This window comes from Arthrobacter sp. GmRoot5-12 (genome assembly GCF_059739365.1).
Genome location: NZ_AP046056.1, coordinates 4,431,427 through 4,446,504, shown reverse-complemented (window position 1 = coordinate 4,446,504; position 15,078 = coordinate 4,431,427). Strand labels below are relative to the sequence as shown.

At 59.1% G+C, this 15,078-nt stretch carries 11 protein-coding genes; 7 read left to right on the top strand and 4 right to left on the bottom strand.

The features are described 5' to 3' along the window. Positions 1–29: 29 nt before the first annotated feature. The 3 genes from AC6JAM_RS20500 to AC6JAM_RS20490 form a co-directional block, all read right to left on the bottom strand. Positions 30–1,055 (bottom strand): dihydrodipicolinate synthase family protein, encoded by a 1,026-nt coding sequence (locus AC6JAM_RS20500; protein ID WP_497935794.1) that lies wholly within the window; start codon positions 1,053–1,055, stop codon positions 30–32. A gap of 77 nt (positions 1,056–1,132) precedes the next feature. After that, positions 1,133–1,978, bottom strand: coding sequence for a DODA-type extradiol aromatic ring-opening family dioxygenase (locus AC6JAM_RS20495; RefSeq protein ID WP_497935793.1), 846 nt, complete (start codon positions 1,976–1,978; stop codon positions 1,133–1,135). After that, entirely contained in the window at positions 1,978–2,244 is a 267-nt protein-coding gene (locus AC6JAM_RS20490; protein WP_497935791.1) for a hypothetical protein, read from the bottom strand. The genes AC6JAM_RS20495 and AC6JAM_RS20490 overlap by 1 nt, the downstream gene beginning before the upstream one ends. Before the next feature lie 409 nt (positions 2,245–2,653). Here AC6JAM_RS20490 and AC6JAM_RS20485 point away from each other — a divergent pair, with 409 nt between their 5' ends. The 7 genes from AC6JAM_RS20485 (at position 2,654) to AC6JAM_RS20455 (ending at position 12,441) form a co-directional block, all read left to right on the top strand. Beyond that, complete coding sequence (locus AC6JAM_RS20485) at positions 2,654–3,328, top strand: GntR family transcriptional regulator (protein WP_497935790.1); 675 nt, start codon at positions 2,654–2,656, stop codon at positions 3,326–3,328. Positions 3,329–3,410: 82 nt separating this feature from the next. After that, positions 3,411–5,738: an ATP-binding protein gene (locus AC6JAM_RS20480; protein WP_497935789.1), complete on the top strand. Its 2,328-nt coding sequence runs from the start codon at positions 3,411–3,413 to the stop codon at positions 5,736–5,738. Positions 5,739–5,920: 182 nt separating this feature from the next. Continuing rightward, positions 5,921–6,721 carry a hypothetical protein gene (locus AC6JAM_RS20475; RefSeq protein ID WP_497935788.1) on the top strand — a complete coding sequence of 267 codons (801 nt, stop codon included), beginning with the start codon at positions 5,921–5,923 and terminating at the stop codon, positions 6,719–6,721. Positions 6,722–7,275: 554 nt separating this feature from the next. Continuing rightward, positions 7,276–8,733, top strand: coding sequence for an aldehyde dehydrogenase family protein (locus tag AC6JAM_RS20470; protein ID WP_497935786.1), 1,458 nt, complete (start codon positions 7,276–7,278; stop codon positions 8,731–8,733). A 63-nt stretch (positions 8,734–8,796) separates the two neighbouring features. Then, complete coding sequence (locus tag AC6JAM_RS20465; protein ID WP_497935785.1) at positions 8,797–9,159, top strand: cupin domain-containing protein; 363 nt, start codon at positions 8,797–8,799, stop codon at positions 9,157–9,159. Further along, positions 9,156–10,442: a flavin monoamine oxidase family protein gene (locus tag AC6JAM_RS20460; protein WP_497935784.1), complete on the top strand. Its 1,287-nt coding sequence runs from the start codon at positions 9,156–9,158 to the stop codon at positions 10,440–10,442. The genes AC6JAM_RS20465 and AC6JAM_RS20460 overlap by 4 nt, the downstream gene beginning before the upstream one ends. Before the next feature lie 562 nt (positions 10,443–11,004). Then, positions 11,005–12,441 (top strand): APC family permease, encoded by a 1,437-nt coding sequence (locus tag AC6JAM_RS20455; protein ID WP_497935783.1) that lies wholly within the window; start codon positions 11,005–11,007, stop codon positions 12,439–12,441. Positions 12,442–13,187: 746 nt separating this feature from the next. Here the strand turns inward: AC6JAM_RS20455 and AC6JAM_RS20450 are convergent. Further along, positions 13,188–14,480, bottom strand: a complete 1,293-nt coding sequence (locus AC6JAM_RS20450) for an MFS transporter (RefSeq protein ID WP_497935782.1) — start codon at positions 14,478–14,480, stop codon at positions 13,188–13,190. Positions 14,481–15,078: the final 598 nt, after the last annotated feature.

Here is a 15,078-nt window from a genome sequence, read left to right as displayed (position 1 = left end):
CGCTGATTCCTCTGTCTATTCCTGGTCTGTTACTTCTTGCGGGATCCCAGTCGCGTTTCGATCTCCGCGCCGATCTTGCGGTAACGCTCGACGTGTTCTGCGGTGGAGTCCCAGTGCGCCTGGGGTACGAGGTCCTCGGTGTACGGAACGCGGCTCTTGCCTACGTGGATGTAGCCGGCCTGGTTGACGCGGATCTTCTCGAGCGGGATGTTGTACTTGGCGAATTCGAAGAAGTCCTGTCCGACGATAAAGGGCTCGTGTGCCCAGCGCAGCCGCTCCGTGAGCCAGCGGGCGTCCTCGGTGCGGCCCTGCTGGAGCGCGTCGCGCAGGTGAAGGACGGGGTCCGGGCCCATGGCGGTGGTGGAGGACCAGGCCATGCCAACGAGTTCCTCGCCGTACATTTCCCAGGCCGGGAACCAGTCGGTCTCGATGGGCATGAGCGGGAACTTGTCCCCGGTGTGGGCCATGTCGTTGTGGTAGCGGAAGCCGACCGAGGCGCCGCCGGCGTACTTCACGGCAACGACCTGCGGCAGTTCCACCAGGGTGCGGTACACCGAGCGGGGGATGATACCGCCAAAGGCTGCGGTGTTGTCGTAGACCACGATGGCCTGGTCGGGAACGGCTTCGGCGACGTCACGGTAGAACTTCTCCATCACAGGGGCCACCATCTCGCCCCACATCGGGCGGCCCAGGAGGGTACCGGTGGCGCCGAGATCTGAAAGGAACCGCATGCGTGAGATCGTTTCGCGGGTGCTCAGGGTGGTTGAACCGACGAAGATGGGGAAATCAGGGTTGACCGAGTGCGCTGTCTGTACCGCACATTCGGCGTAGGCTTTCCATTCGTCCAGGGTCAGCGTGGCCATTTCGCCGAGGGTGCCGTTCAGCGCGATGGCGTCCACGCCATCGGTGATGAGCTGGCGGATCATGCGTTCGGTCTCGGCCAAATCGACGGTGTTCTGTGCCTCCACCTCGTCTGCGCCGGGCAGAGCGGGCGTGGGCGGGTAGGACATGACGCCGCGCATATCGCGTCCGGTGATTTTGGGAAGTTTGCTCATGTTCTTATTTCTCCTTGATGATGCTCGGCTTCCGCGGGCGCGGAGCCGTCTGGCGGGTTGGGGGTTGGGGTTGGGGGTTAGAGCTTCAGGCCGGGCGTTGCCGCTGCAACGGCGGTGCCGGTCAGCCACTCGGGAACCGGTTCGTAGGCGAGCACCTCGAACGGGGCTCCGATGGCGCCGGCAGCGGCAATCCATGTGCGCACTTCGTGGGCTCCGTTGCCTGCGGCGTCGATTTCCTTCGGGGAGTAGCTCTTGAGCTGCTCCGGGTCACCGCTCTCTATACGGGCAATGAAGTCGCGGTCGAATTCCTCGTTCACCTGGCCTGCTTCGGGCAGCCCTACCCAGTGGGACAGCCCGCCGGTTCCGACGACCACGACACGTTCGACCGCATCCTGCGCTTCAACGGCGCGGCGGAGCATCTCGCCAAATTCGTAGCTGCGCTTTGCTGTGGGCCAGGGCGGGTTTACGCCGTTCACGATGATAGGAACGAGCGGATACTTTGAGTCGGGATCGAGGTGTTTGAACGGAACGCAGAAATTCTCGTCGAAATCGAGGCCGCCTTCCACCAGGGATGGGTCGAACTCATTGGAGATGGCGAACTCGTACAGGTGGCGGCCGAGTTTGCCGTTCCCGGGATACTGGTGCTGCTCCACCCTCAGGAAGTTGCTCATCTCCGGGGTTACGGGCCCCAGGTAAGAGTCCGCGGTGGCAATGGCGAACGCCGGCAGGTTTCCGAAGTTGAAGTTGGTGAAGTGTTCCACGGAAATGGCGATGATTGCATCGGGCTCCAAAGCCTCGATCCGCCGGCGGGCCTCAGCGAAGGCTCCTTCGATAGCTTCCCTCTTCCGCGGCTCGGCCCGTTCCGGCCAGCCCGTCACTCCAGGGGAATGTGATGCTGCGAATGCTCCTACGATCTTTCCCATCAGTTCTCCTCCTCACGGATCTGTGCGTAATAGGCCGCACGATCAACAGCCAGCTGGATGGCGCAGAAATAGATCAGATACGGGTTCGCCCCGATCTTGTGGAGCTTCTTGAAATCCAGCTCCAGCATTGCCGTCCGCGCCTCGCCCTCCACCCCGTACTGGTCGAGGATCGGGTGCGGGTCGCTACGAAAACTCTCTGCGAGAGTGGGATCTTTACGGATGTCCCACAGCAGCTTGTGCAAGTTGTACAACCGGTTCTCCTCCATTCCTCATTCGGTGCTGTACTGGGCCGTTGGCCCCCGAATGGATCGGATGGCCTCAGCGCCGTTCCCGACCAGCACAGACCTGAGCCAGTCAGTTCCTGCACCGCGTCGAGCAATGGAGCCAGCTTAGAGATAAATGTCGACAAAAAAACTCCGTATTTCCACGTATCTTCTGCATCTCCTACAGAAGCGGTGGAGACACCGCCCATCCCGAACTCCCTAAAATCCGCAGCTTTTCCCGCCCCAACACGGCCGGGCATGCTCCGCTTTAGCTTCGGAACACCCCCGACGAAGGGCGCGTCGCTGCCCAAAGATTTGTCGACAAAATCCCGATTTACCCGTTTCAATTCACGATGAGATCTGTATGCTCAATCAAGAACCACCACTCACCGACCCAGGAGCACCGAAGGCCATGTCGCTTGTGCAGACGAATGAGGCGCCGGAAGACGTTCGGGATCTTCCAGAAGTGCTGAGGCGGGCCATTGCGGATGGTGACCTAGCTCCAGGCACAAAACTTGTCGAGCGGGAACTGGCCGTGAAGTACGGCGTCGGCCGCACCGCGGTGCGTGACGCCCTACGGCATCTGGCGGCGGAACGCATTGTTGTTCTCACCGAGAACAGGGGCGCCCGCGTGCGGGAACTTAATTACGCAGAAGCTGCAGATATTTATGACATCCGCGCAGTCCTTGAGGGGCTGGCCGGCGAGCTGTTCGCAGTGCGCGGATCAGCGGCGGCAAAAAAGTTATTTGCTGAGTCTCTCGAGCCTGTACGGAACGCCATCGAAGGTCCCGATACGACTGCCACGTTGCTGGCAAGCGACGCTTTTTACGACTACCTTCTGGCCGGGGCCGGTAATACAGAGTTGCACGAGGCCGTAAATCGCCTGCACGTGCGTATCCATCAGATTCGCCGGGTCTCGTTGTCAATGAAGGACCGCGCCCAGCCCACGATTGAAGCCCTCCAGCGGATTGTTAATGCCATCCTCGCCGGTGATCCTGTCCAGGCCCGGCTGGCGTGCATCGAACACGTCCGCGCTTCAGCAGCGGCAACGCTGCCCGTACTGGCGGCACAAGAGCTGAGCCCATGATGGCGTGTGCTGGGACGCCCGTCCACTGGATGACAAAGGATGCCTCCGAGGGGGATGGCGGCGTTACGAGAGGCATTGTTTAATGACTGATCAAACCCTGATGGCACAACTTCCCAAATATGTGACCACCTTTATTGGACGAGAGACTGAGCAGTCCACACTGGACAGCGCACTGGAGGTCAGCCGCTTCGTTACCCTGGTCGGTCCGGGTGGGGTTGGAAAAACGCGGCTCGTTTCTCACTTGGTTCAGCGCCTGAGTGAAAGGTTTCCCGAGGGCGTATGCCTCGCTGACCTCGCTGGAGTCCGCGATCCCGCGGAGTTTTGCGCCCGGACAGCCGCTGCTCTCGGAATGAGGAACAGCGGACAGGTTTCGCCTGCGCTGTTGCGTGATTTCATGCAGGACCTCGCAGCTCTCGTCGTGTTGGACAGCTGCGACTCGCTGGACTCAGACTGCCTTCTCCTGCTTCAAGATCTTGTCGCATCCGGCACTCAAAGTACGATATTGGCGACAAGCCGGAGGGCGCTCTACGTTGACGGCGGCCAATTGGTCAATATCTCTCCACTGTCACTGCCTTTAGATACGACCTCGGAAGTTCGCCTCTCCGATGTTCTCGGCTCAGAATCAGCCAAGCTCTTTCTTGCACGCGCTCGGCTGGTCCGGCCCGGCTTCTCTGTTGCCGACCCACAAGCAGCAGCACTTTCCCGGCTTTGCCACAGACTTGACGGGCTGCCCCTGGCGATAGAACTCGCTGCGGCATGGACTAGGGCGTTGTCGATAGAGCAGATTATTGAACGTATGGAAGGTCATCCGGACTTCCCACGAGCGGGGGCAGGATCGACCGATCCCCGGCACAGGACGCTGCGGACCCTCACGGCAGGAAGCTACGAGCTGTGCAGCGACGACGAGAAGTTGCTATGGGCCCGTCTTACCGTTTTCGAGAATACGTTTGATCTCCCGGCCGTAGAGGCAGTCTGTGGAGAACCGCCGTTGACACCGTCGGGCCTTCTGGACCTGCTGGCCTCATTAGTGGACCAATCGGTTGTTGTGGCGGATAACGTCGGGAACGAAGTGAGATATCGCCTCCTGCGTCTCATCCGCGACTATGGCGAATCCCGATTGGACGATTCCGGTGAGAGGCAGGTTCTGCACAACAAGCATCTCGCCCATTACGAGGGATCGTTCAATCGCATTACCACTGCTTTCCCCGGAAGTAGCGAGCGGGAACGCATAGAGCGTCTACGTCTGGAGTACCCCAATATCCTGGCCGCCATCAATTATGGTCTGCAGGACCCTGACCTCACTGCTGGGAGCCTTCGCATGGCCGCAGGACTATGGTTTTTCTGGTTCGCCGTGGGCCAGCTCTCTGAGGGACGTTCCACCTTGGGGAAAGTGCTGGCTTCCGCGAATACCGACGCGTACCCGCGAGAGCGTGAGTACGCCCTCTGCATCCACGCCTATCTGTGCGTTCTACAAAGCAAATTGCGGTCCGCGGAGAAACTTCTTGAACAGGCCGCTTCAAGTCAGGCAATTACCAGGGACGCGCTAAATTATGCCCTTTCGCTTCAGGTTTCAGCAGTCGTAGAGGCAGGACACGGCAGGGTTTCATCAGCCCGCGGGCTCTTGGACAAGGCTATCGACACCTACAAACGCGCCCCGGGGCCCGCAACGGAGATCCTCACGATGGATGCCATCGGCATCGCGGTACTGCTCGCCGCATTCGACCATGACAGCAATCGAGTAGCGGACCTGAGCAGGGCCGGGCTGGATCTTTGCGATGACTTCGATGACTACATGTGGCGCGGGTACATCGAATACGCCCTTGCCGTTCATGAATGGATTCAAAATGAACCCACCCATGCACGCGAATTAGCCTTGAAGATTGCTGGCTATGTCCACGACCAGCTGCTGCTGGCGCACTGCATCGAACTTCTGGCATGGTGCGCACATCAGGCCGAGCAAAATACCCGCGCGGCGATCCTGTTCGGAGGCGCCGACCGACTCTGGAAGTTTATGGGTGGACACTTTTCAGGCTTTCACAACATCGGCGCTCAACGCCAAGAATCCTTCGAACGTTGCCGTGATGCGCTCGGCCAAAAAGCATTCGATTTGGCTTACGCGGAGGGCTTTCAAACAGACGCCAGCGACCTTCTTCTGCAGGAGGCCACGGGTCAGGATGGAATCGCCGCCGCGGAACCTGACACTGCCGTCCGCCTTACACGCCGCGAAAAGGAAGTAGCAGCGTTATTAGGCCGCGGATTAAGTAACCGCGAAATAGCTTCGCAGCTGACCATTTCTCCTAGGACTGCAGAAACACACGTAGAGAACATCCTCGCGAAGTTTGGCCTTGAGAACCGTGCGCAAATGGCTGCCGCATGGGCGCGCCTGCACCCCGACTCGACAGGATCTTGACACCGTCCTTGCCGACGGGTAACGACGCGCTTCTCGCCCCGGAGGCCTCGCGCCAAAGCCCGGTAGCCAAACCAGTGTTTTTACGGACGCGCGATTCGCCTTCGCGTGCCACTGTTTTACACCGGTCCGCTGCGCTCACGCCGCGGATGAGGACAGCCAGGTGATTTGGAGTGGAGTGAAAGATGCACGTTGCTACCGATATCCGCAAAGACATGTTCACTATTTCCGTGCACGGCGACCGTGTCCGTACGGAGGACATTCTCCCCGACTGGTCAATGCGGGACCGGCTTGGAATCGTCGTCCGTGAACCATGGGGTTCTCTTGGAGCGAGCCTCCTGATGCAGCTCGGCTCTCTGCTGCATTACGAAGCACGGCCAGAGAGACGAGAAAAATCAGCACAGTACCCTCAAATATACGTTTTCCATGTAGGCCAAATGCACGGAGACCACAGTAGCTTCGACGTGTGGCCGCCCCGCCACGAGATCTTGGTTGAAAAGGATCCGGCAGCCCTTCTTGCTTCAATCAACGATCGCGCAATAACACGCCTGGCCGTACCCGATATTCCCCCTCACAACACTGATTTTCTTCATGCGGCCCTAACCGGCTGGTCTGAGGAGTCACTCATTTTTGAAAACCTGGCCACTGCCTGGGCCTATGACAGCAATGGAATTGCGGCCTCCTACGATTGGAAAATCCAGTCCTCGGCCATCGAGCTGGAGCGCATGTCCACGTGGGCACTGCGTCCAGAGGAGACCTTCGCCCGATACGCACCGATGTCGGGGAGGGAACTTGTGGAAACGATGCAGATTGGCCCGAGCACCGAAAATGACCTGCAACAGTGGCTTGAAACCCTCAAGAAACGCATGCATGAAACTTCCGTAAGCACCAGGGAATCTATCAGGAATAAGAGAGGCCCTGCCGAGTCAACGCGTGTGCAGACGTTCCGCCTGCTTTCGACGGAGGAAATACTGATGCGGCTCTAGCCTCACCAGGGCCGGCCAGCTCCCGCATTACTTCGTAACGACAGAGTGCGATGAATTACCCAGGCTAACGGCGAATATCCGCCTCCCCATGCCCTGGCCCAAGAGGGCTTCATCGCGTTGATTGTGGTCATCGGCGTGGATGCGCTTCACTGCCCATCAGGAAGCCTCCTGCCTGCCGGCCCCTTGCGCACGAACCATTGGAGACGGGCGTGGACGCCGCTGGTGGGGGTGCTCAAAGCGTCGGGCCCATGAGAAATTTCTTCCGCCGTTGGCTGCGCTGTCTTGGGTCCTAAGCACTAGCCCAACACTGATACACCGGGCCGCTCCGCTCAGAAGCGGTTTCGAACGGGTGCAGCCGCAGCAGTCCCAAAGGCAACGGGCACCAACAACTGGAGGCCATCCTTCAGCCACGTGCTCGCAGCGTTGTGGCTTTTCCCAGAAAGATCCGTAAGCACCTCCGTGGAAATACCGACGCGCACTCTATGTGACGCATGTCATTGTTGGCAAACAACTTCGGTATGGCTTGGAAGTGAGCCCGAAAGGTAGAGAAACACATGGACACTGCGCAGCTTGCACAGCAGTACATTGGGGGCGCTTGGCGTGCCGGTTCAGGAGAGAAAGTACTGGTCGACCTGAACCCGTATACGGGCAAGACCCTAGGTGAGTTCCCTGTCGCAACCACCGACGACATCGATGAAGCCTACGCTGCTGCTGCTGCGGCACAGACGGCTTGGAACAAGGTCAATGCGTATGCGAAGAGAAGTGTCTTCGAAGCGGCAGCAAGGATTGTTGAAGAACGCCGAGAACAAATCACAAAGCTCATCACGGCGGAAGTAGGAGGAACGGCTCTCAAAGCGGGTTTCGAAATTGGCCTTGTGATCGACTCCCTCAAAGAGGCGGCGACTTTGCCGCTGCGCATTGAAGGTCGCATCTACCCGTCACCCGTCGAAGACACGGAAAACTTCGTTTACCGTGTCCCGGTCGGCGTGGTTGGCGTCATCAGCCCTTTCAACTTCCCGTTCTTCCTCTCGATGAAGTCCGTGGCGCCGGCTCTGGCCACGGGCAACGGTGTGGTTATCAAGCCTCACGAGGAAACACCGATCACAGGCGGCACCCTCCTGGCCTCGATTTTCGAAGAGGCCGGCCTGCCTGCCGGGCTGCTGAACGTGACAGTGACAGAAATCCCGGTCATCGGCGACTACTTCCTGGAACATTCGGTTCCCCGGGTCATCGCATTCACCGGTTCCACCGGTGTGGGCCGGCACGTTGGTGAGGTCGCCGCCCGCCATTTCAAAAAATCAATCCTCGAACTTGGCGGCAACAGCGCCTTCATTGTCTGCGAAGATGCCGACCTGGAATACGCTGTGGACGCGGCAGTCTTTAGCCGATTCACACATCAGGGACAGATCTGCATGTCAGCCAACCGCCTGCTCGTGCACTCCAGCATCGCCCCAGAGTTTAAGAAGAGGTTCATCGAAAAAGTTGCGGCCCTTCCTACGGGTGACCCGTCCTTGCCCGGCACCATCATCGGACCACTCATCAACGCACGGCAGGTCGCAGCACTGGACGACAAGGTCACCGCCGCGGTCGCAGCGGGAGCCACGGCCGTACTGCGCGGAGAACCTGACGGCAATATCTTCCCGCCCGTGGTTCTTGAGAACGTCGACCGGAATTCCCCGATCGCACACGACGAACTGTTCGGGCCCGTCATCATCGTGCTTGAGTTCGACGACGACGAGGAAGCCATTGATATCGCCAACGACACAGACTTCGGTCTCAGCGGCGCCGTTCACACCCGTGATATCGCTCGAGGAGTGAGGATCGCCAAAGAGATTCAGAGCGGCATGATCCACGTCAACGACGCCACTATTGCAGACGAGCCGATCGTTCCCTTCGGCGGGGAAAAGCAGTCCGGCGTTGGCCGGCTCAACGGCCATTCGAGCATTGAGGAATTGACCAGCCTCAAGTGGATCTCCGTCAACCACGGACGGCGGAACTACCCCTACCAGTAAGTGCTCCCACAAGCGCTGCAGTGGATCACTAAAAAAGCCTGACATCCTTAAGAAAGACACACCATGACAACCCAACGCCATCTGATCTATGCCGACCAACTGTCCGCAGGATACAAACCCTTCATGGTCGAAGGTGAAGTAACAGGGGAACTCTCGGAAGTTCCCGGCCGCGATGACGTCCGCACCGGTGTCTTCCGCGTGCTCGAGGGCCAATACCCGGACGGGGTACCAGTGCCGTATCTCTTTGAGACCGATGAGTATATCTGGGTCATCGAAGGTGAAGTGCACATCTCTTCGGGAGACAGCGAAGAGGTGGTGTTACGTACTGGCGACTCTGCATTTTTCCCCCAAGGTAGCGAGTCCACCTGGACTTTCCACGCCCCTTTCCGCAAATTCTCGGTTGAGATCCAGAAGGTCGAGGCATGAGCAAGAACTACGACGTAGCCGTCATAGGAGGCGGCTTCGCAGGTCTGGCCGCCGCACGCGAAGCCAGCAACCTGGGGAAATCCGTTGTCCTGATCGAAGCCTCCGAACGCCTCGGCGGACGAACCTGGACTGAAAACCGTCTCGGAACACGCATCGAGCTCGGCGGTACAGACGTTCACTGGCTTCAGCCCAATGTATGGTCCGAAATCAAGCGCTACCAGCTGAACCTCGAGGAATTCGCCCCACCTGAACAACTCCTGTACCTGGACAACGGACAATTGCAGGAAGGAACCGAGAATACCGTCTTTGGGCTGATGGAAAAGGGCATGTCCGCGCTGGCGGACCTTGCAAGAACTCTGTACGAGCGTCCCCACGAACCCCGGTTCTCGGATGCCGCCCTCGAGTACGACAAGCTGACCCTGGGTGAATTCCTCGACGGAGTGGATATGTCCAGGCTCGAACGGGACATCACATCGTCCTTCTGGGCTGCAGCTTGCCAGGCTCCACTGGACAAGGCAGGTCTTACCCTGCCGCTGCGGTGGCTGGCACTGGCAGGCTGGGACTGGCGCGTGATGCTGGACGTAATCTCCCGCTATAAGATCGTCGGCGGAATGAGCCTCCTGTCAGATGGAATTATTTCGGATACAAAGGCCGACTTCGTCATGGGCAAGGCAGTTACCCATGTCTCCGAAAGTAGCTCGCAAGTGACCTTGACCTTGTCCGACGGCTCGACAATATCCGCCGCTGCCGTGGTTTGTGCCGTGCCGGTGAACGTGTTGTCCCGCATTACCTTCGATCCAGCTCATCAGCACGCGGAGAAGCTGGGCGCATCGGGGCAAATCTCAGGGGGACAAAAAGTAGTCTGCAGGATTAGAGGCGATAGGATTCCCTACATGGCGTTCGCCCCCGAGGGCCATCCTTTTGTGCTCCTGCAGTACGACCGGCCGATCGGCGGTGACCACATTGCGGTAGCCTTCGGCTCCGATGCAAGTGCCGTTGACGGTTCGTCGGCCGCCGAAGTCCAGCAGGTCCTGCGATCCTGGCTGCCCGACATCGAAGTGCTGGAGGTTGCCACCCACAACTGGACCAAGGACGCACTGTACCGCGGCACATGGGCCGTTCCCGGTCCTGGGCAGCTTCGAGAGCAACTGGATGCAGTCGACGCCCGCGACGGACGTGTACTCCTGGCCGGAGCAGACATCGCCAGCGGATCTTATGCCCTCATTGATGGGGCCCTAGCCACAGGCATCCGCGCCGGACGAGATGCCGCAGCACTCAGCTGAAAACGCAGGTTGAAACCCAGCCTCCAACTCTGACGTGCTTGCTCCGACCGTCAGGTGGCCTGCGCCAAAAGCAATGTACAGGCTGCCTGGCGGAAGACGCCCCCGTTGATAGTCACAACATCCGAAGTAACCAAAAGCCAGAATTCCGTAACCACGGTCTTGGCGTCGAGTTCCTTTTCCAAATCGGCCGAGTGACTCACTTGTTGAGACATTGTCTCTTACGCTCTATTGCTCAGCTGGCCGCCAGCACTCCGAGTGCGCAGCGCAGGATGAATCCGGCACGACTCCTCAGCTCAGCGCGCATACTACTAACAGTGAAAATGCTTTTAGACCTTTGACGCCAGGGTCCCGACCGGCACATGCCCACGAAGCTGCGGATCGAAACCTTCCGGCGGACCCAATCACGTCATCAGAGCTGCGTTGAGCGGCGCGCCCAAATCCAAGGGCGTCGATCACCCGGTGTGTTGCTGCCAAACATGACGCCGCACGTCCCCTGTTGACCTTCCCTGACAAGGGATCCGAGCAGACACTTCAATCGAATTCATCTCCACAGGAGAAATAAATGTCAAATGTAATTCCGGACAACGCTGTGCAAGAGATTGATCAGTCCAAACTTCGATCGGGCGCCATGGGCACAGGGGGACTGGTGTTCACGGTCGTAGCCATGATTGGGCCAATGGCCGCCTTCCTAGGTGCAACACCACTGGTCTTCATGCTGAGTGGTGCAGGAACACCGGGCATCTATCTTCTCGCTACGGTCGTGTTCCTCATATTTGCCGTGGGATACGTGGCTATGAGCCGCCGCTCTAAAACCGCCAGCGGGTTAATCGCCTTCATCGTTAAGGGCCTGGGCATCAGAGCGGGAGTGGCGGCGTCCTACGTCACGCTGCTGACGTACGTCGCCGTGTTGAGCAGTCTCTACGGAATCCACGCAGTCTTCCTTCAGCAAGCCGCCATGGAACTCTTTGGCATCGATCTTCCCTGGGGATTCTGGGCTCTTGTGACACTGGCCGTCCTGACCCCATTGTCCTACAACCGTGTCGAGTTCAGTGCCCGGCTCATGGGCGTTCTGCTAGTGCTCGCTGTGGCCGCCATCCTAGTACTCGACTTTGCAATCTTGATTCGGGGCGGCGGTCCTGGCGGATTCACTCTGGAGGGGTTCTCACCCCAGCTGATGTTTGGCCCAGGTTTTGGACTGGCAGCACTTTTTGCCCTGGGATCCTTCGTCGGCGTGGAATCAACACCCGTCTTCAGTGAAGAAGTGCGCACACCAAAGAAGACCATTCCTCGCGCAACCTACATCACGGTCCTGGTTTTGGGCGTCTTCTATGTCTTCAGCACCCTCACTGTCAGCAATGCGGTGGGAACAGACAAGATCATGGACGTAGCCACTGAGAACCCGACAGGCTTCATCCTCGACATTGCGGGAGCATATGTCGGCCCCGTCTGGGTGAAAATTCTGAACGTCCTTGTTGTAACGAGCTTTTTTGCAATCCTCCTTGGCTTTGCCAACGTCATCAGCCGTTATGTCTTTGCTCTGGGACGTGCTGGCATTCTTCCCGCAGCTGTTGGCCGAAGCCACAAGAAGCATCAGTCTCCCCATATTGGGAGCATTGTTACGGCAATTACCCTGCTCGCGGTGATCGGCGCTTTCATCGTGGCCGGTGCAGATCCGTTCCATCAGCTCTATACCTGGCTGATTGCCGTCGGATCACTAGGAGTCCTGCTGCTTATGTGCGGCAGTTCCTTGGCCGTAGTGGTGTATTTCAAGAAGTCGCAAGACGAGGAGAACATCTGGACTGCGACCGTCGCGCCCATCATCGCTTTCGTCGCCTTCGCGGTTGCAATCGTCCTTACGATCCTCAACTTCTCCTTCCTCGCTGGCGGTGAGGGATTCGCCGAATGGCTGTGGATCCTTGTTCCTCTCGCAGCGGTGTTGGGCCTTATTGTGCGGGCATTTCAGCGAAACCGTGAACTTAGCTTCGACGACATCACGTAGGCAGGTCCCAACCTCGGAAAGTGTCACAACCCGATTCGAAAAATCACTCGTCGGCTAGCTCGGTCCGCTGTCAGGCCAGGTATCTGGGCCTGCCAGCGGACCCTTCGCATGAGGTGCGTCGGGTCTGACGAAGAGGTACGGATTCTTAGAGACGGCTTGCCTGGTCAGGTTCCAACCACCCGATCAAAGGATCAGGAGGCAAGGACGTCACCGCAGGTGAGGGCAGAAGGAGTAACGTCGAGGGTTGACGTCGGATACGTAACAAACGCAACGATTGTTGCTCACAGCAGTCAGTCAGGTCATTAAGAAGGGCCGGGCCAGTGCGAGGGTGCATCACGATCATGAGGTCCCGTGATGCTAATGGCACGTGTCAGGCTGGGGCGTACGTCAATAGGCAGCGGCGGTCCTTCTACTCCGGCGCCTGGCATCTAGTGAGTGGCAGGAGCGGTCCAGCAGGGTTTTGTATCCGTCGATGCGGTGGAACAATGCGGCGTCAGCTGGCCATTTTGCACTAGACACCGTGTTGACGCCATGGACTGCATGGACGGTCCCGAGATGGGGTCATCGTGGCTGTCCGGATGGAGCAGGGGAGAGGCTGTGACATTCACCAGTTCCCGGCCAGCACGCCACAACCGGTCGGCGATAGCTAGCGGGGGTACTTGGTAGGTGTGGCATAAAGCAGCGGCATGGACTTCAGGAAGTCCATGCCGCTGCTTTTTGTCCTGATTTTTGTCGGGTCTTGCCGGTTAGGGTGAGAGTTCCTCCAGGACGCGGCCTTTGGTTTCGATGGCGAAGAATATGGTGACGAGGCCGCCGATGAGGGCGACTGCTGCGAAGACGGTGAAGACTACGCTGACGCCGTAGTTTTCGACGATGTAGCCGACCAGGATGGGGCCGATCGCGGAGCCTGCGCGGAGCCAAGCACTGCCGAACCCGGTGCCGATGGCACGGAGCCGCGTGGGGTAGAGCTCTGCAGAGTACAGGTAGAGGGAGAACGAGATGGTTTGCAGGATGGCGTAGGCGACGCTGGCGAACACGACCACTTGTGTGGCGGACACGGCACCGAGGGCGGTGAGGATCACCAGCGGAATGGTGGCGGTAAGGAAGGCTATGGAGTACCAGCGTTTCCGGCCGACCTTGTCGATGAGCAGGGCGCAGAGGATGGACGCGAGAACGCCGACGGCGGAGGTTACCCAACCATAGGCGAGGCTGGTCTGCAGGGGAAGGTTGAAGGCCTGCTTGTAGAGGGTCGGCAGCCAGGTGATGAGGCCGTTGTTGACCATGTATACGCAGATCCACAGGAACCAGATCATGAACGTGCGTTTGCGGTAGATGCCTCTGAACAGTTCCCGCCAGTCGGAGCGGGCGGTGGCCTTGGCGTCCACCGGGCGCACGACGGGTTCGGACAACGTGTGGCCGGCTTTGGCCGCCTCTTTTTCGAGCATGCTGACGACTGCGTCGGCCTTCTTGACGCGGCCGGTCGAGGCGAGCCAGCGGGGTGACTCGGGCATCAGCGCCCGCATCGGGATGGTGAGTACCGCGGGGATGCGCCCGACGATGAACATGGCCTTCCAGCCGTAGACCGGGACCAGGAAGTAGCCGGCGATGCCTGCGAACATGAGCCCGACGGGGAAGATCACTTCATAGAGGAGGAAGAACCGTCCGCGTTTTTTGGCCCCGATGAATTCGTTGATGTAGGCGCTGGCGACCGGTACTTCGCCGCCAGTGCCGATGCCTTGGAGGAAGCGGAGGACGATCATTGACCAGGCTCCCCAAGCGAAAAGGCACCCGATGTCCATGGATACGAATAGCAGGATGGTGATGAGCAGGACGGGCAGCCGGCCGATCCTCTCGGCCAGGTGTCCGAAGAAGAGCGCCCCGAAGATTTGTCCGACGTAGCCGGCGGAGAGGATCATTCCGATCTCGCCTGCGCTCAGGTGCCATTCGGTTACGAGTTGGGGCATCGCGAAGGCGATGGCCAGGACGGTGTAGGCGTCGAAAAAGGTTGCAGATCCGATGATTATGCGGATGAGGCTCAAACGTCGGGTGACACCCTCAGTCTGTCACTGCCGGGAATCTGTCAGCCCTTGAACCCAGCCGATAGCGGATATTCCGTCAACCTGTGGGAGTGGGCGGCAGATAGGATCCTGAGCGCAATCTCTGAGACACCCTTACCCTTTTGTCATGAGGGTCACGAAAACGGACGTCATCGCCGGACTGCCGGCCGAATTGGCCCGTTCCATCGTTCGAAGGTTCAGGGGCCGGGAAGCGGTTGCGGAGGCCGTGACGGACCTGCTCGAAGCCACCACATTTGAAACTCGGCGCCGTGTTCGCCCAGATGGAAGCAGCCGGCTACTTGGAGAAGGTCCAGGTCGACAATGCCGGGAACATATGGTGGGACACTACGATCCAGGGCAACGCCCTGGCGATGGCAAGCTCGGGAAGCCGATTAGCAGAAAAACCGCCGAAAGGCTGATGTCAGAATTACTCGACAGGGCATAGGCGTACAACGCGGACCCGATCAAACCCAACTTCATCCACGCGCTCCGGGTTTTCCGGAGCTACCTCGACTCTCAGATCGACCCGCTGGGTGACATCGACATCGAGCTTACCTACGGCCGAAGAACCACCGACCCC